Genomic DNA, 20,623 nt, shown 5'->3' with positions numbered 1-20,623 from the left:
GGGTGCGGTCAGACCGCGGGCGCCGGATACGTCGGGTACTCGACGCCCGTCACATGCTGGACGACCCGGACGACCTGGCAGGAGTAGCCGAACTCGTTGTCGTACCAGAGGTAGAGGATCGCGTTGTCGCCGTCGACCTTGGTGGCGCCCGCGTCGACGATCGAGGCGTGGCGCGAGCCCATGAAGTCGCTGGAGACCGCGTCGGGGGCGGTGGTGAAGTCGATCTGCCGCTTCAGCGGTGAGGTCAGCGACACGTTCCGCAGGTGGTCGAGGACCTCCTCGCGGGTCGTCTCGCGGCCGAGCCGCAGGCTGAGGATCGCGATCGAGACGTCCGGCACCGGGACGCGGATCGAGCTGCCGGTGATCGGCGCGTCGAGGTCGGGCAGCGCCTTGGCCACGGCGGAGGCCGCGCCCGTCTCGGTGATCACCATGTTGAGCGGCGCCGAGCGGCCACGACGGTCGGCCTTGTGGTAGTTGTCCAGCAGGTTCTGGTCGTTGGTGAACGAGTGGACGGTCTCCACGTGCCCGCGCAGCACGCCGTACTCGTCGGCCATCGCCTTCAGCGGCGGGACGATCGCGTTCGTGGTGCAGGACGCGCAGGACAGGATCCGCTCGTCCGGCTTGATCATGTCGTGGTTGACACCGTGCACGATGTTCGGCACGTCACCCTTGCCCGGCGCGGTCAGCACGACCTTGTCGATGCCGGGGCGCAGATGCTGCGACAGGCCCTCGCGGTCGCGCCAGATGCCGGTGTTGTCGATGAGGACGGCGTCCTTGATGCCGTACGCCGTGTAGTCGACCTCGGAGGGGTCGTTCGCGTAGATCACCTTGATCGCGTTGCCGTTGGCGAAGATCGTGCTGCTCGCCTCGTCGACGGTGATCGTGCCCTGGAACTGGCCGTGGATCGAGTCGCGGCGCAGCAGCGAGGCACGCTTCACGAGATCGTCGGCGGCCCGGCTGCCACCGCTCCGGCGGACGACGACGGCACGCAGGCGCAGGCCGTTCCCGGAACCCGCCTTCTCGATGAGCAGGCGGGCGACCAGGCGCCCGATGCGGCCGAAACCGTACAGGACGACATCGCGGCCCGAGCGGCTCTCGATCTTGTCGGCGCCCGTGGCGCCGGCGACGGCCTCGGCGGTGAAGGCCTCGACGGTGAGGCCGCGGTCGTCGCTGCGGTGCGTGGCGGCGAGCATCCCGATGTCGATCTGGGAGGGGCCGAGGTCGAGCGTGGTCAGAGCCTGCAGATAGGGCAGGGTCTCGGTGACCGACAGCTCCACTCCGGTGATCTGCCGGGCGAACCGGTGGGTCTTGAGGATGCTGACCACCGACTTGTTCACCAAGGAGCGGCTGTGCAGCAGGACGGTGACGTCCCGCTCGCGGTGCAGCTTCCCGATGATCGGGATCATCGACTCCGCGATCTCCTCGCGGTTCTTCCAACGGGTGAACGAGTCGTCATTGACAGTCACAGGTTTATCTTTCGAGCTAGGCGGTGCTCATATGATAAACGGTCGATGATCTCGCTCCGCACGCGGCCCGCCCTCCCGATGGGAGGACGGGCCGCGGACGCTTTCAGCCGGCTGTCACGGGAAGCTGGTGATCTTCGACGGGATGGTGTCGGATCCCGAGGTCGGCGCACCCGTGTTGTTCACGACGTGCGCGTACTGACCCTTCCCTCCCAGTGAGATCACCTGGATGCTGTGCAGCTTGACGCCCGACTTCACCGGCACCTGGAACCCGTGGTGCTGGACGATCGTCGAGTCGGACGTGAAGTTGCAGTAGCTGCCCAGGCCCCAGGCCTCATGGGTGTTGACGCTGTCGGCCACCTTGTAGGCGGCGTACCCGACGATGCCGTCATGGGTGATGGCGGCGGAGTTCGGCACGTCGTAGGCCTTCTCGTTCTGGAAGAAGATCGTCCGGCCGCGTTCGCCGCTCCACACCACGTCGTACTTGTTGAAGTGCTCGACGAACAGGCCCGTGGCGAGGACGTCGTCGCCGTTGACCTCAAGCCCGTAGTCGGCGCGGTTGGTCTCCCAGCCGACGCCGGCGCCGTGGTCGGCCCGCCAGATCCACGTGTGGTCGATGATGGCGTCGTCGCTGTTGACGACCATGGAGTGGGTGGCCAGGCCGGGTCCTGCCCCGCCGATCCGGACGAACACGTCCTGCACGGTGGTCGGGTTGGCGGCGTGGTCGGCCGAGGAGCCGGGCGCTCCGACCTGGAGCAGGGTGTCGGACTTGGTGGCACCGGCGTCGATGAGGAAGCCCGCAAGCCGGACCCCGTCGACATCGGCGACATGCATCGCGTCCACGCCGTTGTCGGGGATGATCGTGGCGAGGCCGAGTCCGAGGACGACGGTGTTGGCACGGTTCACGTTGATCGTCTGGTTGAGGTGGTAGACGCCGGGCGTGAACAGCAGGTTCAGGCCCTGGGCCAGTGCCGCGTTGATGGTGGCGGCCGTCGCGCCGGGCTTCACGACGTAGAACTGGCTGAGCGGGAGCGAGGTGCCGCCCGCGTTCGCCGGCCAGGACACACCGCGGGCGTTGGTGCGCTTGGCGGGCACGAACACCTTGTAGTCGTTGCCGTCCAGGTACAGGAACGGCTTCTCGCGCGAGATCGGCGTGGTGTCCAGCGTCGTGTACGGACCGGTGTCGAAGTTCGTCGCCGGGGCGCCCTGCACACCGGAGAACGTCATGTTCCACACGCCGTTGGTCCAGCCGCCGACCGAGCTCTCGCGGGTGTACCACTGCTGCTGCGAGTACGGACCGACCGTGCCGTCGATCTTCGAGTCGGCGATGTAGCCGCCGGACGCCCAGCCGTAGCCCGCCGGTGCGAGGTTGAGACCGCCCTCGACATGGATCCGGCGGAACGGCGCCGCCTGGGCCACCGCCCAGCGGTTGGTGCCGTTGACGGGCCTGATCGACAGGTTCTCCGCCGAACGCCAGAAGTTCTGGGTGGCGTTGCCGTTGAACCAGCCCGCGTCCACGGTGATGTCACCGTTGATCTTCACGTCGTCGGGGTTGAGACCGAGCCCGGAGATCGAGGTGTAGAAGCCCAGTTGCGCGTTGATGCCGTTGTAGGTGCCCGGCTTCATCAGGAACTGGTAGCGGCCCGAGCCGAACTGGTTGGACTCCTGCTGGGTGAAGACCTGGTCGAACTTGGCCTGCAGATTCGGTGTGCTCGGGTCCACGACGATGACGTTGGGACCGAGATCGCCGCCGCCCTCGACGGGCGGGGTGCCGCCGCCGGTGCCGGTGTGCACCGCGACCTCCCACAGCGAGTAGCCGTAACCGGTGCCGCGGGCCGTCCCGTTGATCCGGACATAGCGGCCCGAGCCGCTGACGTCGTAGGAGGCGGTGCCGCCCGTGCCGTTGGTGACGGACTTCAGTGTCGTCCAGTCCTGGCCGTTGGCCGAGGTCTGGATGGTGAAGTCCTTGCCGTAGGCGGCCTCCCAGTTGAGGTCGACCTTGCAGATGTCCTGGACCGAGCCGAGGTCGACCCGTACCCACTGGGGGTCGGAAGCCTGGCTGGACCAGCGGGTGCCCGTGTTGCCGTCGAAGGCGGACGCGGCGGGGGTGCCCCCGTTCTCCGTGGAGGACGCGGTGGCCGGCTTGCCCTGGGCGGCGTTGGCGGTCGAACAGGCGGCGGCGGCCCTGGAGTTGCCGTCGGCCGGGGAGGCGGCGGCTCTGTCGGGGGAGAGGGGAGCTTGGGCCGCGGCGGCCGGGAGCTGGGCGGGAACGGCGATCAGCCCAGCTGCTGTGGCGAGCGCGAACCCCAGGGATCTGAGTCGCAGACGTTGACGTCTCATACGTTGACTCCGTGCGGGTGTGGAGGGTGAGGAGCGGGCGGGGGGAACCCGGACCAGTGCGGTGGGGAACCCGATACCAGTGCGGTGACGCTTAGTTCAGGTGTTGATTTAAGTAATGAATCAACTACTCGGCAACCCGTCGGACACGACTTCTTTCCGGCGCTGTTCGCGGGCGGGGTGTCCTGGAGGAGACGTTTGCAGGGCGGGGTGCCGACGTCAGGACATGAAAACGGTCATGGCGTCGCCGTCTGACCTCCGGCCGGACCCGGGCACAAAGAGCCTCACCGCGGGCTGATCATTTGTGTCGGCCCGTGACGCGGAACCAGTCGCCCTTCTCCGGAGCCGTCTCCGGAGCCGGGGAGCGCGGGGGAGGCATACGAAGGCCGGGCGGATGGAAACACACCGGCATGGAACACACCGGCGTGGGACACGGCACCGTGGAGGACAGCAGCGTGCGAAGCAGCAGCGTGGAAGGCAGCAGTGCGGAACACCCCGGCCTGGACATCGAGGCGCTCCGCGCGGACACGCCGGGCACCACGCACCGGGTGCACCTCAACAACGCGGGGGCCGGACTGCTCTCCCGGCGGACCCTCGCGACGATGACGTCCCACCTGGAACTGGAGGCGGACATCGGCGGCTACGAGGCCGCCCGCCAGGAACAGGAACGCATCGACGCCACCCGCACGGACCTCGCCCGGCTGGTGGGCGGCCGGCCCGACGAGATCGCGCTCTTCGACAACTCCACGCACGCGTGGAACGCCGCCTTCTACTCGATGACCTTCAAGCCGGGCGACCGCATCCTCACCGGCCGGGCGGAGTACGGCAGCAGCGTACTGGCGTATCTGCAGACCGCCCGGCGGGCCGGCGCCGAGGTCGTGGTGGTCCCCGACGACGAGTACGGCCAACTCGACACCGCGGCGCTGACCGAGCTGATCGACGAGCGCACCCGGCTCATCGGCGTCACCCACATCCCCACCAGCGGCGGCCTGGTCAACCCTGCCCACGAGATCGGCCGGATCGCGCGAGCCGCCGGTGTACCGTTCCTGCTCGACGCCACCCAGTCCGTCGGGCAGTTCCCCGTGGACGTCACCCGCATCGGCTGCGACATGCTCAGCGCCACCGGCCGCAAGTTCCTGCGGGGCCCGCGCGGCACCGGCTTCCTGTGGGTCCGCCGCGAGGCCCTGGACTACCTCGACCCGTTCGTCAGCGACATCGAGGCGGCCACCTGGGACGGCGAGCGGGGCTTCACCTGGCATGCCGGCGCCCGGCGCTTCGAGAGCTGGGAAGCGAGCTACGCCAATGTCCTGGGGCTGGGAGAGGCCGTCCGCCAGGCACTGGACCTGGGCATGGACCCGATCGGGGAACGGGCCCTCGCCCTCGGCGCGTATCTGCGCGATGCTCTCGACGCCCTGCCCGGCGTCACCACGTACGACCTCGGCCGGGTCCGGTGCGCCATCGTGACCACGAAGGTCGACGGTGTACCCACCGCGGACGTGGCCGCGGCGCTCACCCGGCAGGGGATCAACGTGAGCACGACCGTCCCCGAACACACCCAGTTCGACACGGAGGTGCGGGACGTCCACCCCCTGGTGCGCCTCTCACCGCACTACTACAACACCCACGCCGAACTGGACCGGGCCGTGGCGGCCGTCGCCGAACTCGCGGGCACAGCCGGATGACCGGCCGACGCCCTAGTTCCGTTCCCCGTTCCGTCCCCCGTTCCGTGCGGCCCGTCCTCCCGTGCGGCCGTCATTCCATCCGGCGCTGCTCCTCGTCGCTCCAGGCGCGGGTGTCCCGCGGCGGCACATAGGGCTCCTCGGTGTCCGGCAGACCACCCGCGATGGCGCGCTGCCGAGCCATCTCGGAGTCGAACTCCAGCCCGAGCAGGATCGCGATATTGCTGATCCACAGCCAGACCAGGAAGACGATGACACCGGCGAGCGTGCCGTAGGTCTTGTTGTACGAGCCGAAGTTGGCCACGTAGAACGCGAACCCGGCCGAGGCGATCAGCCAGATCAGCAGGGCCAGCACGCTACCGGGAGTGATCCACTTGAAGCCGCGGCCCTTCACGTTCGGAGTCGCCCAGTACAGCAGGGCGATCATGACCGTGACGAGTACGACCAGTACCGGCCACTTCGCGATCGACCACACCGTGAGCGCCGTGTCGCCGATCCCCAGCGCGCCGCCCGCCTCGCGGGCCAGACCGCCGGTGAACACCACGATCAGCGCGCTGATCACCGCCAGCACCAGGAGCACGACGGTCACGCCCACACGGATGGGCAGCACCTTCCAGACAGGGCGCCCCTCCGGCATGTCGTAGACGGCGTTGGCGGAGCGGATGAAGGCCGCCACATAACCGGAGGCCGACCACACGGCGAGCACGACACCGACCACGGCCATGACGGAACCGATGCCGCCCCGGCCCTGCAACTGCGTCACCGCGTCGCTGATGATGTCCCGTGCGGAACCGGGAGTCAGCTTCTTGAGGTTGTCCAGGACCTCCTGGGTCGCCGACTTCCCGGCGATGCCCAGGAGCGACACCAGGAGCAGCAGCGCCGGGAACAGCGAGAGCACCCCGTAGTACGTCAGCGCCGCGGCCCTGTCGGCGAGCTCGTCGTCCTGGAACTCCTTGACCGTGCCTTTGAGGACGGCCAGCCAGGACCGCTTCGGCAACTCGTGGAGCTTGTCCGGTGCCCGTTCCTCCACGTGCTCCGCCGGGCCCGGAGTCTGCTGCTCGGATTTCGGTGTCCTTGACATGGGGGCCGGGTATCCCGACCCGCCCCGGCCATGCGCGGACCGGCGCCGGCGACAGCCGACCGGAAGCAGTCGCTCCGTCGAGTCGTAGGAGAACGCTCATCGGGTACCCGCCGCGCCGTAACGAGATCCACGTGGAAAGGAGCCACCTGATGAGCACGGTCAAGGAAGCGGTCGAGGTCGAGGTCCCCGTCAGCGTCGCCTACAACCAGTGGACCCAGTTCGAGGAATTCCCGCAGTTCATGGAGGGCGTCGAGGAGATCAGGCAGGTCGACGACAGCCACAGCCACTGGACCACCAAGATCGGTGGGGTGAAGCGCGAGTTCGACACGGAGATCGTCGACCAGTTCCCTGACGAGCGGATCACCTGGCGCACCACCAGCGGTGACACCAAGCAGAAGGGCACGGTCAGCTTCCAGCGGCTGGACGACACCCGTACGCGGGTCCAGCTCGTGATGGACGTGGAGCCGACCGGCGCGGCCGAGAAGGCCGCCGACCTGACCGGGACGATCGACCGCCGGGTCAAGGGTGACATGAGGCGCTTCAAGGAGTACATCGAGCAGGGCGGCGGCGCGTCCGGTTCCTGGCGTGGCCGCATCACCCCCGGCTGACCGCGCCGGGACCTGACCTGAGCGGCAGGACGAGCCGACGCGGCAGGACGAGTCGACGCAGCAGGACGAGCCGACCGAGAGGCGGACCGATGTTCGAAGGCTTCGCATCCGAGGTGGTCCGGCTCAAGGAGTCGTCCGCCTTCGTCCGCCACGGCGGTGAGGGGCCGCCCGTCGTCCTGCTGCACGGCCACCCCCGGACCTCGGCGACCTGGCACCGGGTCGCTCCCGGGCTGGTCGAGCGCGGCTTCACCGTCGTCTGCCCCGACCTGCGGGGATACGGCCGCTCGCGTGGTCCGGCGTTCACCGCCGACCACGCGGGCTACGCCAAGCGGGCCGTCGCACAGGACGTGGTGGCGGTCATGCGCCACCTCGGTCATGAGCGGTTCATGCTGGCCGGGCACGACCGCGGGGGCGCTGTCGCGCTGCGTCTGGCGCTCGACCACCCCGAGGCGGTCCAACGCGTGGCGCTGATCGACTGTCTGCCTCTCAGCGAGCACCTCTCCCGTATGACCGCGAAGTTCGCCACCCAGTGGTGGCACTGGTTCTTCTTCGCGCAGCCGGACACCCCGGAGCGCGTCATCAACGCCGATCCGGACAGCTGGTACCACGGCGACCCGAAGGTCATGGGACAGGAGAACCACGACGAGTGGCGCGCGGCCACGCGGAACCCGGACGTGGTCCGGGCCATGCTGGAGGACTACCGGGCAGGGCTGACCATCGACAGGGGCCACGAGGAGGCCGACCGGGCCGCCGGCACACGCATCAGGTGTCCCGCACTGGCCCTGTGGTCACTCCGGGACGACCTGGAGGACCTGTACGGCGACCCGCTGAAGATCTGGGCCGACTGGGCCCCCGACGTGACAGGCCATGGAATCGACTCGGGCCACCACGTAGCAGAGCAGGCCCCGGAAGAACTGACCAGATCATTGACGAACTTCTTCCACCCCTGACCTGAGCGAACACCTCCACTCGGGCTGCGCCACCCATCAAGCCAGGGCCCGCCCCACCCAGGGGCGCGGGGAACTGCGCACCCAGCCACAACGAACCCGCACCCGCGAAAGCACGCTTGGGCTGCGCCACTGATGAAGCCAGGGCCCGATCCACCCAGGGGCGCGGGGAACTGCGCACCCAGCCACAACGAACCCGCACCCGCGAACGCACCCTCGAAGCCACCCCGGTGGGCGACCTCTCAGACGTCGACGTAACAGCGAACGACCGTACCCTCAACCCCCGTACGAACCCGCACCAGATCCATGAGGTAGTTCACCAACAACAACCCCCGCCCACCCAACTGCGCCGGAGGCGACGGGCGCCGACCGGCAAGCGCATCCTTCAGCTCCCCTTCGTCCCGCACCTCGCACACCACCTGCCCACCCTCACCCCACACATACACCGTGCCCGAACCACCCCCGTGCACGACGCTGTTGGTGGTCAGCTCGGCCACGACCAGCGCGAGGTCGTCCAGCCGGACGCCGGACAGACCGAACCGCGCGGCCCGCTCGGCCACGAAGCACCGGGCCGCAGGCAGCTCGTCCGCCCCGAAGACGTACCCCTCCGCCCCCTCCACGATCGCCAAGGGCTCGTTGTACCGCTCGACCACCCGCTCGGGCGCGTAGGACGGACTGTCCAGCCACCGGCCGTCGGAGATCACGACCGGATGGGTCGCGTACGCGTCGCTCAGAACCTGCTCGCTGAGCCCCGCCTCGTCGTACGGACACAGGATCGTCGCGTCCCGCCCCTCGAACGCGGAGTTGATCAGCGCCTCGTGCTGCACGCAGGCCGGATACTCCACGCCGGTGCGATCGGGCCAGATCGGCTCGCCGATGATCCGGACCCGCGCCTTCGGGTGAGCGTCGGCGAACACGCGCAGCACCTTGGGGATGATCCGCCCGGGATTGCGCCCCGCCTGCGTCATGTCGATGAAACGTACGTCCGTCGCGGCGTCTCCCAGGGCGGAGCGCAAGACGTCCAGCTTCGGTCCGGGCACGGCGACCGCCACCGGTTCGCCGGCCGCCAGACCCTCCCGGACGAACGGCACGGTGCCGTCCACGTACTCCTGCTCGCCCCGGTAGAAGAGGGCGGGATGCACGAACGGCTCGGCGGGCGGGGCCGTCATCGCGCCACCACCTCGACGCCCGGCAGGTCGGGCCAGAACATGTCCAGAACCCGTCCCACGGCGGCAGGCGGCTGTTCGATCATGATGCGACGTCCTTCGGGAAGACCTTGAACCGCCACCGCGAGGGCGGAGACACCGGCGACGTCGACGAAGGTGACCCCTGAGAGTTCCAAGTGGCACACCTCCACATCCTCCAGGGCCAGCCGGTCCAGCGCCCGTTCCCAGGCTGTTCGCGTGGCCAGACTGACCTCGCCCGCGGCCTGCCAGCCCGTCCGGTCCGCCAGTGGGCGCACCTGGAGGGTGCCCGTGGACCGCGCGGACGACACGTCCGGCGGGTCCGCCTCCCACGCTCTGTCCACGCTGACCACCCCTGGAGTGTCGTCGTTTCCAGCCCAGTATTCCCTCTCCGCGATCCCCGCGAAGCCCTATGGGCCAGGAAGATCGGTCGGGCGCCAGGGGCGCGGTCAGGGCCGGACAGGCGTGCCGCGTCCCCAGTCCCAGGCCCAGTCCCAGGCCAGCCGGTCGGCGCCGGACCGGTTGGTCGTGACCAGCCACGGCCGTGCGGGGTCACCGACCAGGGCTTGCAGCGAGTACCCGGGGCCGGGTCAGCCCTGGTAGGGCTGCTGCTGCGGCTGGTGACCGGGAGCCTGGCCGCTCGCGCCCTGCACCTGCAACTGCTCCGCCTGCTCCTTGCCGATCTTCTGCTGTGCGCCGCAGAACGTGCACTGGGTCGCGTACTTCGTCGAGACGGGGAACAGCGGGATGAAGAACAGGGTGAACTTCGTGACGCGCTTGCTGAGCGTGTGCGCGGCGGGATTGCCGCACTGGCCGCAGACCAGGGTCAGTATCGCCAGCTGGTAGAGGTATCCCTTGGTGCCAAAGATGATCATGCGGTGGTTCCTTTCGGGCGTGCCGTGTCCGGCGGGGCGGGACCGTGCCGATGAGTGGCGGTGTGCGCTCACCGGTCACGGTCTCGCCTCCCAGTCTCGTGCACGGCGTGCCCGGCTGACACACTCCCGCTGTTGCGGAGCCGATCTGCGCGGGTCAAACACCCGCGGAGGCCATCCCGGTCGCCGACCGGTGGTTCGCCGACGCGGTCAGGTGTCCTGCCGTCCGCGCCGTCCGCGGCCGAGAGGTGAGGCTTGACGGTGAGCCAGTCGACTGGCCGTCAGCCGTGCCCAGTTGTGGAGATGAGGGGGAGCAGCGGGCGGTCGGGGAGGGTGGGTGGTACACGTTCCAGGATGCCGCCCGCGAAGACGTCGTACAGCGGCAGTGTCTCCAGGTGGACGTATCCGATGTGGCAGTCGCACAGGGCCTTGGGGCAGGGCCGGGGGCCGAGCGCGGCACGGTAGGAGCCGTCGTAGAGGTTGCCCAGTTCGGTGCGCACGAAATGGCAGCGGCGGACCGTCCCCTCACCGTCGACCGACAGGACCGACTCACCCGTGCGGCACGGCATGCCCGCGGAACGGTGCGGATGGCGGCTGAACGGGAAGAGCGGGTCCAGGCCGGTCCACTCGGCGGCCTCAGCGTCCGTGTAGGTGTGTCCTTCGGCGGCGTTCACCCACAGGTAGACGTGACGCGGCAGTTCCGTACGCAGCCGTCGCGTGTGCTCCAAGTGGTCGGGCACGCCGACGATTCCGACACTGAAACGGATACCGAGGCCGGCCAGGGCGTGTGTCTTGGCCAGGAAGCGTTCGTACGGCGTCTGTCCGGGGTGGTAGGTGCACCACAGGGCGACGGTGTCGGGATCCGCCTCCCTCAGCCAGTCGGTACGGCAGCTCAGATTGGTCTGGATCGCGACCCGTTGAATGTGTGGCTGGTTCGACAGTTCCACGAGGGCGCGGCGGTACCAGGAACGCACCAGCCCCTCGCCCCACGGGGTGAACAGCACCGAGAGACGGTCCTGCCGCTGCTCGTGCGCCCACGCGCTGAAGCGCTCAAGTGCCGCGCGGTCGGCGCGCAGCTGGGCGGTGGAGTCCCGGCGCTTCGCGAACGGGCAGTACGGGCAGTCGTAGTCGCAGGAGGAAAGAGGGCCGCGGTACAGCAGGGTGAGGTCCATCGGCGCTCACTTCGTCTCGTAGGCGGCCATGGCCTCGCGCACGGCCGGCGAGAACAGCTCGGGGCCGATGGCGTCCGAGTGCGCGAGCCCCTCGGCGGAGAGACGCAGCAGCTCGGGCCGTGTGGTGGCGTCCAGCCAGCCGCGGTCGGCGAGGGCGTCCAGCTCCGCTGGGAAGTCGTCGTACGGGTCCGTACCGAACCGCAGACGGTAGTCCGCGACGGGCAGGCCCTCCGCCTGGAGCAGCGACTGCAGCAGATGCCGGCGCCGTGCCTCGTCCTCGTCCACCCACCTGCCGTGCAGGGCGCGGGAGAAGTCCTCGGTGGCGGTGTAGTCGTCGATGATGCCGCGGATCTCCCGCATCGACACCGCGTAGTCGAAGGAGTAGTGCAGCCGCGAGGTGTACGAGCGCGCGCCGCAGCCCAGGCCGATCATGCCGTCGGTCTGGCACGCGTAGTCGTCCGGCCCCTGCGGCGGAGCGTCGGCCCGCCGGAACATCCGCATCGACACCTGCTCGTACCCGTGGGAGAGCAGATGGTCGCGCCCCTCCCGGTAGCGGCGCAGCCGCTCCCCGTCCCACTCCCGGTCCGCTGTGAGCCGGTCCGTGTGGCGGCCGAGACCGGTGAGCGGACGTATGTAGAGGGGGTAGAGGTAGATCTCCTCGGGGCGCCAGGACAGGGCCGCGTCGAGGGAGTACCGCCAACTGGCCGCCGTCTGGCCGTCGATGCCGTAGATCAGGTCGATGTTCAGCACCGGGATCGCGGCCTCGCGGATGCGGGTCAGCGCCGCCTCGACGTCGCTTCTGCGCTGCGGGCGTACGGCGGCGCGGGACTCCTCCTCGACGAAGCTCTGCACGCCGAGGCTCAGGCGCGTGGTGCCCCGTTCCGCCAGGACGGCCAGCCGGTCCGCGGTGGCGGTGGACGGGGACGCCTCCACGGACAGGGGAACGGCCCGCAGGTCGACGCCCGTCTCCCGTTCGGCGATGTCGCACAGCCGCTCCAGCTCGGCGGCCTCCAGATAGGTCGGGGTCCCGCCGCCGAACGCCGCGTTGGCGAACCGCGGCGGCTCCTCGTCGCCCAGCGCCTCGCGGACGGCGGCTGCCTGGCGCTCCAAGGCGTCCAGATAGCGGCCCGTCAGCCCGTCCGGGGCGCCGATGCGGGTGAAGAGGTTGCAGAAGCCGCAGCGGATCTCGCAGAACGGGATGTGCAGGTACAGCGAGAGTGCCTGCCGGGACTCGCCGGCCCACAGGTCCGCGAGCCGCGGCTGCGGGGCGAGCGGCCGGTAGGCGGTCTTGTGCGGATACGCGTACGTATAGCTCTGATAGGGGCGCGGCACGGCGACGGAGGCGGCCGCAGTGGCGCCCGCGGAGGTGACGACGGTCATGCGGGCGGCTCCAGGAAGAAGTGGCCGTAGGGCACGGTCCACACGGATTCGTGGCCGAGGCGGTGGCCGGTGTAGCCGTCGTCCCCGTAGGCGGTGCCGTGGTCGGAGCAGACGATCGCGAAGCAGCGGCGGCGCGAACTCATCGCGCTGAACAGCCGCCCCACGTGACGGTCGATGTACTCCAGCGCCGCGGCGTGCGTCAGACGGCTGTCGCCCGCCTCCCGGGTCGCGCCGGGGAGGTGGAACCAGTTCGGCTGGTGCAGCGCGGAGGCGTTCAGGAAGAGGAACAGCCGCTGGTCCGGCGGCAGCTCGGCGACGGTCTTCTCGGCCTGTGCCACCTGTGCCTCGAAGGAGGTCGGTGAGGCCACGGAGAACTCGGGCTCCCAGTGGCTCTCCTGGAAGTAGCCGGGCAGTACGTCGCCGAGGGCGCCCTGTTTGTTGAAGAAGCCGACGCCGCCGATGCACACCGTGCGGTAGCCGTGCGCGGCCAGGGCGGACACGATGTCCGGGGTCTCGAAGACGAACGTGCCGTCCGCCGTCGTCTCGCTGCCCGCGAACCGGGCCGCGAAGAGGCGCGGATGCGGTCCGGGCCCGGCGGGCGTGGGCAGGAAACCGGCGAACATCGCCTGGTGGGAGGCGTAGGTGAAGTTCCCCGGCGCGTGCCGCTTCTCCCAGGTGCCGGCCGGGAGATGGGCGGTGAGGTGGGGCAGGCGGCCGGCCGCCGCGAGCTCCACCGCCACGTCGTGCCGGAGGGTGTCCAGGGTGAGGAGAAGCAGATCGTCCCGGCCCACGACCTCGTTCATGTCCGGTGCGACGGCGGACGTACCGGGCATGAAGTCGGTGCGGTCGCCCGAGGGCGGTACGGGGTCAGGCTGTGGCATGGGCTGTCCTTGGCAGGTCGTGCGGTGGCGCGGACGGGCCGGGCTCCCCGGCAGGGGAGGCGGTGGCGGGGCGCGGGCCGCGGCGGAAGGAGCCCGCCGCGGCGATCTGCGCCGCGTACGTGTCCTGACCCTCCGCCCCGCTGCCCGGCAGGCCGGTGAGGCGGGGGAGCAGGTCGCCGAACGCGTTGACCTCGCCGACGGCGAAGCGGCGCCAGCCGAGGGCGGGCAGCAGGTCGACACCGACACACAGCGTGCCGGGGAAGCAGGCGGCGGCCCGCTCGCTCACCTCGACGGCCGTGGCCCACCGGTCACCCGCCAGCGCGCGCACGGCCGCCAGATCGCCACGCGCCCCGCCCAGATGGAGATTGGTCAGGGGCGAACGGCTGGTGCGGACCACGGCGTGGGTGGCCCGGCCGGCCACCACCACGATGCGCAGATCCGCCGACCGGCCGCCGAGGGAGGCCTTCGGCAGCCACCGTTCGACATGCAGTCCGTCGGGAGCCAGGGTGTCGACGATCGCGGCGATCTCCGGCTCCGACGTGTAACGGCGCACCCGCAGTGAGTTGTACAGACGGCCGTTCTCGGCGCGCTCCACCGAGGTCGTCGCACGGATCCGGCCCGAGGCGGCGGTCTCGACGGCCAGGACCCCGGAGGCGGACGAGCCGTGGGCGAGCTTGACGAACGCGCGCCGCATGCCCGCCGCCGCCATCATGTCCCGTACGTCCGACCACCCCCGGACCGGCGCAAGGCCGGCACCGGACGTCGGGGACGGCGGCACCGGCACGTCCGCGCGGGCGAGCCGGTCGTGACACAGCCGTTTGTCGAACAGCACGGCCAGCTCCGCCGGGTCGTCGAGCCGCACTCCGCCGCGCAGCGAGGCCACACAGGCGAGGAACCGCGCATACCACCGCGCGGAACCCTCCACCCGTGTCGGATCGTCCACGCCCCGCAGCAGGGCGTCCACGTCGGCGCTCTCACCCGGGGAGTCGAGGCGCACCATCTCGTCGTCGGTGAAGGTGTGTCCGCCGTCGCGCAGGACGTCGAGCCACTCGACGACCCGGGGTGTGCCCTGGCCCGCGGCCTCGGCGGCCGCGCCGAAGAGCCCCGCCCTGCGGTTGTCCCCGTTGGCGACGACCACCCACTTCGGCGGTGCGTCCGCCGATCCCGTACGGCCCATGCCGTTCCCCCTCCCTGGTCCTGACTTCGCGGCGCGCTACTCGCCCACCGCGACGAAACGCCAGACCTCGCCGTCGTCGTCCTCGTCGGACTCGGCGTCGTCCTCGTCGACGTCGACCTCCACACCCGCGGGTTCGAGGGTCTCCAGCAGCCGGGTGCGCAGGGCGGGGCTGAGGTAGTTGTGGTGCAGGTCGAGCTGCTTGAGGTGCGTCAGCGGCTGGCCCGTCAGCAGAGCCGTCGCGCCGTCGTCGGTGAGCACGCCCATGGACACGTCCAGTTCCTCCAGGCGCGCCACCACGGGAGCCGCCGCGAGGGCGGAGCAGATGGCGTCCTGGATCTCGCTGTTGTGCAGGGCGAGCCGCTTGAGGGCGGGCAGTCTTGTGCCCGCGAAGAAGGGTTCCAGGTCGGCGATGTCGCAGTCGCCGCCGTACTCGGAGGTGCCGAGCCACAGGTCGAGTTCGACGAGGGCGGGCAGGTCGCTCGCGGCGATGGCCCGCACCACTTCGACGGGCAGCCCGCCGCTCTCGACGGTCAGCTTCCGCAGCCGCTCATGACGGGCGGCGGGGAAGACCAGTCCGTTGCCGCCGCGGACCCCGAACTCCTCCAGACCGGGGAAGGCTTCGAGGAGCGGACCCATGTCGCCCTGCGTGATCCAGGAGATCTCCGCCTCCTCCATCACGATGTCACCGACGAACAGCGCGCGCAGCGAGGGCAGTCGGTCGCGGGCCGCCACCAGCGCCTTGACCACCTCGTCGGGAGCGGAGTCGTACACGTCGCTCCACGCGCCCACGACGATCGCCCGTACCCGCTCGGTGTCGACGGCCGCCAGGAAACGGCCGAAGGCCTCCTCCCACTGCTCGTCGGAGTCGTAGGAGTTCACCGCGATGTGCCAGGCCACGGACTCCGGCGACGGAAGCGAGGACGGGTCGGGCTTCGGGTCGTCGACGCCCGGGAAGTTGAAGGCCGGCAGCCCGTGGAACTCCTGGAAGTGGTCACCGATGGTCATGTGCGCGCCTGCTCCTTCGTACTGAGGTCGGTGGATCGGCAGTCGTGGGTCCTGATCCCGGCGCGCGCCGACCGCATCCAGGTACCGGAGTTCTACCAAGTCCCACTGACAACGCATGGATCAGGGGTCCTCCCGCGCCGCCCCGTACCCGGCACAGGCCGTGTGACCTGCGGTCGAGGGCGATTGTCAGTGGTCGCCTCTACGGTCGTTCCCATGGCACACGGTGTGCCGCAGCGGGAGGAGACCCATGTACCGGCAAGGAGACGTCCTGATCGTGGCGCTGGCCGAGAGCGCGGTGCCGGAGCAGGCGGCCGACGCGGCGTCCGAGCCACGTGACGGCCGCGGCAGGCTCGTCCTGGCACTCGGCGAAGTCACCGGCCACGCCCATGCGGTGGTCGGCCCCGGTCGGCTCGTCCGCGAGGCCGGTCTGTTCGGGCCGATGCTGCTGCACGTGCCCGACGGCGCCCGTGTCGTCCACGAGGAGCACGCGGCGATCTCCCTCCCGAAAGGCTGGTACAGGGTGATCCGGCAGCGGGAGTACGTGCCGGGCTCGGTGCGCATAGTCGCCGACTGACGACTGACACACATCGGGCGCGCGGAGAGCGCGAAGCAGGACTGCGCGGTGCAGGACCGTGCGAAGCAGGATCGGGCGGCACGGGGTGCGGTCCGGAACGGTACTCGGGGAGAGGAACGGCGTTGATGGAGCAGGGCGGTTGGCGGGCGACGGCGGCGGCGACGGGGCCGGGGGATCGGGCGGCGGCCGAGGAGGGTGTACGGCTCGCCTACCGGCGGGCAGGTCTGGCCGAACCGGAGCGGATCGTATGGACACGCTCCCCGCGCGAGGCGGTACGGACACTCATGGCGGCGGCCCGTCCGGACGCCCCGGAGCCGGACACCTTCGGGGCGAGTGTCCGTGACGCCGTGCTGGGCGCCCCCTGGGCCGCCGAGCGGGCACGGCTGCACGCGGAACTGGGTCCACAGGGGTGGAGCGGCCACTGGCGTGCCACGGGAGCGGGCCTGTGGGAGTCGACCCGCACCCTGACCGACCGGGTGCGGGCGGGCATCGTCGACGAAGTCGCCGGAGACCGGGCCGAGGAGACCCAGGTGCGCCTCCTTCTGCTGGACGCGGCACTGGGGCAGCATGACGCGGCCTGGCTGTGCGCGTTCGACTCCGGGGACGAGAGCCCCCTGGACGGTCTGGCCGCGGTGGCACGCCACGCCGGCTGGTGGTGGCCCTACGAGAAGGCGGCGGTCGTCAGCGAACGCCCCCTGACGCTGCACCGCGACGAAGCCGGACGCCTGGACCGCGGGGACGGCCCGGCCCTGGGTTACGCGGACGGGTTCGAGCTGTACGCGTGGCGCGGAATGCCCGTCCCCCGTGACTTCCTCGACGAGCTGACCAGACTGACCCCCGAGCGGATCCGCGGCGAGGAGAACGCCGAACTGCGCCGCGTGATGCTGGAGTACTACGGCTACGACCGCTATCTGGACGAGTCCGGCGCGGTCCCCGTCCACCGCGACGAGACGGGCGTGCTGTGGCGGGTGCAACTCGTCGGTGACGAGGACGTGGTGATGGTCGAGGTCGTCAACTCCACCCCGGAACCGGACGGTACGAGCCGCACCTACTGGCTGAGGGTGCCGCCGACGACCCGCACGGCCCGCGAGGGCGTGGCTTGGACGTTCGGCGTCGGCGCGGAGGCGTACGAGCCGCTGCAGCAGACGTAGGGAGGGATGCGGGCGGGGAGGAGTGCCGCGCGGGGGAGGAGTGTCAGGGAGTCCGCGGCGCGTCGTCGGAGTCGCGGTCGAGCCTGATGTCTGCGGCGACAGGGAGGTGGTCGCTGCCGGTGGCGGGCAGGGTGCGCACGTGCGACACGGTGGCCGAGCGGGCCAGGACCTGGTCGATCCGGGAGACCGGGAAGGAAGCCGGCCAGCTGAAGGCGAAAGCCTGCCCAGCTGAGCCCATCCGGTCCATTCGTGAGGTCACCGGGTCCAGACCCCGGTCGTCCAGGGTGCTGTTGAGGTCACCGAGCAGTATCACCCTGTCCAGCTCCTCGGCGGCGAGGGCCGCCCCCAGCAGCCCTGCGCTCTCGTCCCGCGGACCGGAACCGAGACCGCTCCAGCCGAGGCGGACCGAGGGCAGATGGGCGACGTACACCGCGATGTCGCCCCACGGAGTGCGAGCCGTGGACCGCAGTCCGCGGCTCCACCCTTCCTCGATCGACGCCGGCCTGATGTCCACGCGGCGCACGTCCGACAGGGGGTACCTCGACCACAGCCCGACCGTTCCCTCGACCGCATGGTGGGGGTAGTCGCCCGCCAGGGCCTTCTCGTAAGCCGGAAGTGCGGCAAGGGTCAGCTCTTCCAGGGCGACGAGATCCGGTGCGCCCACGATCAGGGCGGCGGCGGTGCCCGCGGGATCGGTGTTCACGTCACTGACGTTGTGCTGGACCGCCGTGAGGTCGTGCGCGCCGGGATCCTCCGGCAGGAGCCGCCCGCCGAAGGCCTGTCCCCAGACGGCCACAGGCAGCAGCAGGGCCACCAGCGCGGTCGCCGAGCGGCGCAGCAGTGCGAGCACCAGCAACAGCGGTACGGCCAGGCCGAGCCAGGGCAGAAACGTCTCCAGCAGGCTGCCGAGGCGGCCCACCGTGTTGGGTACCACCGAGGGGAAGGCCAGCAGGACTGCGGTCAGTACGGCGAGCGTCGCGAGCACACGCCCACGCGTCCAGGGCGACCGGCCGTCCGCGTCCCTGCCCCACGACCGCCGGGCGAGGTGTCGCCAGGAGAACCTGCGATGCCGTCGGCCGGGCTCGGCGGCGCCCTTCGTCCCCGTCGCCGTGCTGCCGTCCGCCGTGCGCTCCACCAAGCCCCACCCGTATCTGTCCGTGGATCCGGCATCCGCTCCGGAACCGCTCGCCGCCGCACGCCATGAACCCCATGCCATGAACCCCTCGCCATGAACATGAACCTGACGTGCCCGTAACGACGCACAGCACGGTGATCAGGTTCCGGCGGCGATCCGTTCGCACCGGGGGAGGCAGGGCGGGACGGCCGCACGCCGACAGGCCCGCCGGAGCAGAAGCTCCGACGGGCCTGCGAGCAGGTGCCTTGGCGGCGTCCTGTCGCTCAGAGACGACCGCCGCTGAGACGGGAAAGCGGGCCTCGCTGCCGCAGACCGGCACGCCGGCCCACGGTGTAGGAGCAGAGGACCACAGCCGCGGTCCCCGCGCCGGCGCCGGCCGCCACGACCTTCCTGGCCTTCAGGAGGGTCCAGACGACGCCGGCCTTCCCGACCGTCTGCTGAGCGGCCGTGGAGACCCCGCCCTGCACCGTCCTGGCCGTTTCCTTGGCCTTCTGCGACGCGACTCCGCCGAGGTTCACCAGGGCTTCCCTGCTGCCACGGCCGACGGCCCCGGCAGCGTCCCCGGCGTTCTTCACCGCCTCGGTGGCGGCCTTCTGTGACTCCTTCGCGGGCGCCGTGGCACCTTCGGTCACGGTGGTCTTCGCCGCTCGCGCATGCGCGGTGGGCGACTGTCCGTTCGTGGTTTTGTTGTTCGCTCCAGCCATGAACACCGGGTATCCGGCTCTGCGTTCGGCAAACGGAGAATGTGTTCCAGGCCTTCACGGCCTTCACGCTTCCCTGTCGCACGGGTGTGCAGAGCGAGCCGGGAATGCTGCTAGACTCGATCTTGAGCGAGCCGCCAAGTACGGGCCCGTCTCGCGTCGGTGGTCCAAGGAAAGACGCCCCGCTTCCTGCGGGGAAATGCAGGTGCAAGGCCTGCCCGGCGCTCAGGAAAGACCCCACCCGAAGTTCTTCGGGTGGGGTCTTCTCGTTGTCCGGGAGTCGGGAACGGGCCCGCTCGGTCGAGGTCAGCGTCGTCCGCGCAGCTTGCCCAGCAGTCGCTGGGCCTGGGCCCGGCGACGCGGATCGGCGGAGGCGCGGCGTGCCTGCTCGATGGTGCGCCGTCCCTGCGGGCTCCGGGCGAACTGCTTGATCTTGTTCATGATGCCTGCCATGGCTCTACTCCTGGGCCGGGGGCGGTGGTGCGGTCCGTGCACAGCTCCGTATACCCCGCCTCGGGGAGACCACAACGGCAACCCGCCTCCGCTCTTGCCCAGAACCCGGTGCGGACAGCGCAGACAGCCTGGTGGGGCACCTGGGTCACAGGGCGAAGCTGTCGGTGAGGTGCACGGCGTAGCCGTCGTCCTCCATGAGGAGGACGGTGACACCGAAGGGGGAGGGGTGGTCGAGGTCGAGGGGGGTGAAGGAGTAGGTGAGGGCGGCCTGGAGCGGCGGGGCGAGCTCGCCACCGGGCTGCGGCGCGGGGGCGGGCAGCCACAAGGGCTCGACCGTGCCCGGACCCTCGACCGTGCCCGAGCCTTCGGGCATGGTCGGCCCCTCGGGCGTGGCCTTCACGGGCTGGTGCGTGCAGGGGAACTGATGCAGTACGTGGCCGTCCTTCGTGGCGTGCACCAGATTCAGGCAGGGTGCCGGGCCGATGACCGGAAGCCCGCATTCGGTCGCGACGTTCTGGGTGTCCCAGGCGAGCACGACCTCGTCCGCGCCCGCCGCCGCGGCGACGTTCGAGAGCTCGACGATCGCGGTCATGGCGTCCTCGCCGGTCTTGGCCGGGCGGAGCCAGACGAGCCCGACCAGTTCGCCGCGGACCAGCGGCATGATGACCGGGCGAGGCGCCCTCCCTTGAGCCAGATCCGCGGTGTACGCGTTCTTCATCGATGCGACCAGTGCGTCCCACGTCTGCGTGTCCACGGATTTCCCCTCACCAACAGCCTGTTCACGAGCGACGCAGAGCCTGTCACGGCGGCCCGGTCCTGCGCC

At 70.3% G+C, this 20,623-nt stretch carries 20 protein-coding genes; 5 read left to right on the top strand and 15 right to left on the bottom strand.

The genetic code is table 11. The features are described from left to right. Positions 1-8: 8 nt before the first annotated feature. Together C6Y14_RS15920 and C6Y14_RS15915 are read right to left on the bottom strand one after the other, a co-directional pair. On the bottom strand, positions 9-1,466 hold the full coding sequence (locus tag C6Y14_RS15920; RefSeq protein WP_107017311.1) for a glyceraldehyde-3-phosphate dehydrogenase: 1,458 nt from the start codon (positions 1,464-1,466) through the stop codon (positions 9-11). Between the two features lie 114 nt (positions 1,467-1,580). After that, complete coding sequence (locus C6Y14_RS15915; protein WP_404828794.1) at positions 1,581-3,803, bottom strand: discoidin domain-containing protein; 2,223 nt, start codon at positions 3,801-3,803, stop codon at positions 1,581-1,583. A gap of 407 nt (positions 3,804-4,210) precedes the next feature. Here C6Y14_RS15915 and C6Y14_RS15910 point away from each other — a divergent pair, with 407 nt between their 5' ends. Then, the gene (locus tag C6Y14_RS15910; protein WP_107017310.1) at positions 4,211-5,482 is read left to right on the top strand and encodes an aminotransferase class V-fold PLP-dependent enzyme; all 1,272 of its coding nucleotides are present in this window, start codon (positions 4,211-4,213) and stop codon (positions 5,480-5,482) included. 70 nt (positions 5,483-5,552) lie between these two features. Here the strand turns inward: C6Y14_RS15910 and C6Y14_RS15905 are convergent, their stop codons facing one another. Then, on the bottom strand, positions 5,553-6,560 hold the full coding sequence (locus C6Y14_RS15905; RefSeq protein ID WP_107017309.1) for a YihY/virulence factor BrkB family protein: 1,008 nt from the start codon (positions 6,558-6,560) through the stop codon (positions 5,553-5,555). Positions 6,561-6,709: 149 nt separating this feature from the next. Here C6Y14_RS15905 and C6Y14_RS15900 point away from each other — a divergent pair, with 149 nt between their 5' ends. Together C6Y14_RS15900 and C6Y14_RS15895 are read left to right on the top strand one after the other, a co-directional pair. Further along, on the top strand, positions 6,710-7,168 hold the full coding sequence (locus tag C6Y14_RS15900; RefSeq protein WP_107017308.1) for an SRPBCC family protein: 459 nt from the start codon (positions 6,710-6,712) through the stop codon (positions 7,166-7,168). Between the two features lie 89 nt (positions 7,169-7,257). After that, positions 7,258-8,118 carry an alpha/beta fold hydrolase gene (locus C6Y14_RS15895; protein WP_107017307.1) on the top strand — a complete coding sequence of 287 codons (861 nt, stop codon included), beginning with the start codon at positions 7,258-7,260 and terminating at the stop codon, positions 8,116-8,118. A gap of 239 nt (positions 8,119-8,357) precedes the next feature. Here the strand turns inward: C6Y14_RS15895 and C6Y14_RS15890 are convergent, their stop codons facing one another. The 8 genes from C6Y14_RS15890 to C6Y14_RS15850 form a co-directional block, all read right to left on the bottom strand. After that, positions 8,358-9,284 (bottom strand): anti-sigma factor RsbA family regulatory protein, encoded by a 927-nt coding sequence (locus tag C6Y14_RS15890; protein ID WP_107017306.1) that lies wholly within the window; start codon positions 9,282-9,284, stop codon positions 8,358-8,360. After that, entirely contained in the window at positions 9,281-9,643 is a 363-nt protein-coding gene (locus C6Y14_RS15885; protein ID WP_225891102.1) for an STAS domain-containing protein, read from the bottom strand. Before C6Y14_RS15885 ends, C6Y14_RS15890 begins: the two co-directional genes overlap by 4 nt. Before the next feature lie 246 nt (positions 9,644-9,889). Beyond that, positions 9,890-10,174, bottom strand: a complete 285-nt coding sequence (locus C6Y14_RS15875) for a zinc-ribbon domain-containing protein (RefSeq protein ID WP_107017305.1) — start codon at positions 10,172-10,174, stop codon at positions 9,890-9,892. A gap of 278 nt (positions 10,175-10,452) precedes the next feature. Continuing rightward, the gene (locus C6Y14_RS15870; protein ID WP_107017304.1) at positions 10,453-11,343 is read right to left on the bottom strand and encodes an STM4011 family radical SAM protein; all 891 of its coding nucleotides are present in this window, start codon (positions 11,341-11,343) and stop codon (positions 10,453-10,455) included. A gap of 6 nt (positions 11,344-11,349) precedes the next feature. After that, complete coding sequence (locus C6Y14_RS15865) at positions 11,350-12,723, bottom strand: STM4012 family radical SAM protein (RefSeq protein ID WP_107017303.1); 1,374 nt, start codon at positions 12,721-12,723, stop codon at positions 11,350-11,352. Beyond that, positions 12,720-13,526 carry an STM4013/SEN3800 family hydrolase gene (locus tag C6Y14_RS15860; protein ID WP_107017406.1) on the bottom strand — a complete coding sequence of 269 codons (807 nt, stop codon included), beginning with the start codon at positions 13,524-13,526 and terminating at the stop codon, positions 12,720-12,722. The genes C6Y14_RS15865 and C6Y14_RS15860 overlap by 4 nt, the downstream gene beginning before the upstream one ends. Positions 13,527-13,590: 64 nt before the next feature. Further along, positions 13,591-14,781 carry an STM4014 family protein gene (locus C6Y14_RS15855; RefSeq protein WP_107017302.1) on the bottom strand — a complete coding sequence of 397 codons (1,191 nt, stop codon included), beginning with the start codon at positions 14,779-14,781 and terminating at the stop codon, positions 13,591-13,593. Between the two features lie 36 nt (positions 14,782-14,817). Further along, positions 14,818-15,786, bottom strand: coding sequence for an STM4015 family protein (locus tag C6Y14_RS15850; protein WP_107017301.1), 969 nt, complete (start codon positions 15,784-15,786; stop codon positions 14,818-14,820). Between the two features lie 247 nt (positions 15,787-16,033). Between C6Y14_RS15850 and C6Y14_RS15845 the strand changes: the two genes are divergently transcribed. Beyond that, on the top strand, positions 16,034-16,360 hold the full coding sequence (locus C6Y14_RS15845) for a hypothetical protein (RefSeq protein ID WP_107017300.1): 327 nt from the start codon (positions 16,034-16,036) through the stop codon (positions 16,358-16,360). A 125-nt stretch (positions 16,361-16,485) separates the two neighbouring features. Then, the gene (locus C6Y14_RS15840) at positions 16,486-17,511 is read left to right on the top strand and encodes a DUF6745 domain-containing protein (RefSeq protein ID WP_199854746.1); all 1,026 of its coding nucleotides are present in this window, start codon (positions 16,486-16,488) and stop codon (positions 17,509-17,511) included. A gap of 43 nt (positions 17,512-17,554) precedes the next feature. Here C6Y14_RS15840 and C6Y14_RS15835 read toward each other — a convergent pair whose 3' ends face one another. The 4 genes from C6Y14_RS15835 to C6Y14_RS15825 form a co-directional block, all read right to left on the bottom strand. Further along, entirely contained in the window at positions 17,555-18,496 is a 942-nt protein-coding gene (locus C6Y14_RS15835) for an endonuclease/exonuclease/phosphatase family protein (RefSeq protein ID WP_225891121.1), read from the bottom strand. 413 nt (positions 18,497-18,909) lie between these two features. Beyond that, positions 18,910-19,350: a hypothetical protein gene (locus C6Y14_RS15830; protein ID WP_159074261.1), complete on the bottom strand. Its 441-nt coding sequence runs from the start codon at positions 19,348-19,350 to the stop codon at positions 18,910-18,912. Positions 19,351-19,653: 303 nt separating this feature from the next. Continuing rightward, positions 19,654-19,800, bottom strand: a complete 147-nt coding sequence (locus tag C6Y14_RS44530) for a hypothetical protein (protein ID WP_189767551.1) — start codon at positions 19,798-19,800, stop codon at positions 19,654-19,656. 145 nt (positions 19,801-19,945) lie between these two features. After that, positions 19,946-20,554 carry a hypothetical protein gene (locus C6Y14_RS15825; protein ID WP_107017296.1) on the bottom strand — a complete coding sequence of 203 codons (609 nt, stop codon included), beginning with the start codon at positions 20,552-20,554 and terminating at the stop codon, positions 19,946-19,948. Positions 20,555-20,623 lie beyond the last annotated feature (69 nt).

The organism is Streptomyces dioscori (assembly GCF_003024195.1).
Taxonomy (GTDB): Bacteria; Actinomycetota; Actinomycetes; order Streptomycetales; family Streptomycetaceae; genus Streptomyces; species Streptomyces dioscori.
This window is presented reverse-complemented; position numbering and strand designations above follow the sequence as displayed.

Bases quoted from the DNA above. Each gene is read 5' to 3' on its own strand.
- C6Y14_RS15900 (WP_107017308.1), top strand. From the start codon at position 6,710: ATGAGCACGGTCAAGGAAGCGGTCGAGGTCGAGGTCCCCGTCAGCGTC.
- C6Y14_RS15855 (WP_107017302.1), bottom strand. From the start codon at position 14,781: ATGGGCCGTACGGGATCGGCGGACGCACCGCCGAAGTGGGTGGTCGTC.
- C6Y14_RS15845 (WP_107017300.1), top strand. From the start codon at position 16,034: ATGTACCGGCAAGGAGACGTCCTGATCGTGGCGCTGGCCGAGAGCGCG.
- C6Y14_RS15905 (WP_107017309.1), bottom strand. From the start codon at position 6,560: ATGTCAAGGACACCGAAATCCGAGCAGCAGACTCCGGGCCCGGCGGAG.
- C6Y14_RS15870 (WP_107017304.1), bottom strand. From the start codon at position 11,343: ATGGACCTCACCCTGCTGTACCGCGGCCCTCTTTCCTCCTGCGACTAC.
- C6Y14_RS15890 (WP_107017306.1), bottom strand. From the start codon at position 9,284: ATGACGGCCCCGCCCGCCGAGCCGTTCGTGCATCCCGCCCTCTTCTAC.
- C6Y14_RS15875 (WP_107017305.1), bottom strand. From the start codon at position 10,174: ATGATCATCTTTGGCACCAAGGGATACCTCTACCAGCTGGCGATACTG.
- C6Y14_RS15865 (WP_107017303.1), bottom strand. From the start codon at position 12,723: ATGACCGTCGTCACCTCCGCGGGCGCCACTGCGGCCGCCTCCGTCGCC.
- C6Y14_RS15830 (WP_159074261.1), bottom strand. From the start codon at position 19,350: ATGGCTGGAGCGAACAACAAAACCACGAACGGACAGTCGCCCACCGCG.
- C6Y14_RS15840 (WP_199854746.1), top strand. From the start codon at position 16,486: ATGGAGCAGGGCGGTTGGCGGGCGACGGCGGCGGCGACGGGGCCGGGG.
- C6Y14_RS15915 (WP_404828794.1), bottom strand. From the start codon at position 3,803: ATGAGACGTCAACGTCTGCGACTCAGATCCCTGGGGTTCGCGCTCGCC.
- C6Y14_RS15910 (WP_107017310.1), top strand. From the start codon at position 4,211: ATGGAACACACCGGCGTGGGACACGGCACCGTGGAGGACAGCAGCGTG.
- C6Y14_RS15895 (WP_107017307.1), top strand. From the start codon at position 7,258: ATGTTCGAAGGCTTCGCATCCGAGGTGGTCCGGCTCAAGGAGTCGTCC.
- C6Y14_RS44530 (WP_189767551.1), bottom strand. From the start codon at position 19,800: ATGGCAGGCATCATGAACAAGATCAAGCAGTTCGCCCGGAGCCCGCAG.
- C6Y14_RS15850 (WP_107017301.1), bottom strand. From the start codon at position 15,786: ATGACCATCGGTGACCACTTCCAGGAGTTCCACGGGCTGCCGGCCTTC.
- C6Y14_RS15860 (WP_107017406.1), bottom strand. From the start codon at position 13,526: ATGAACGAGGTCGTGGGCCGGGACGATCTGCTTCTCCTCACCCTGGAC.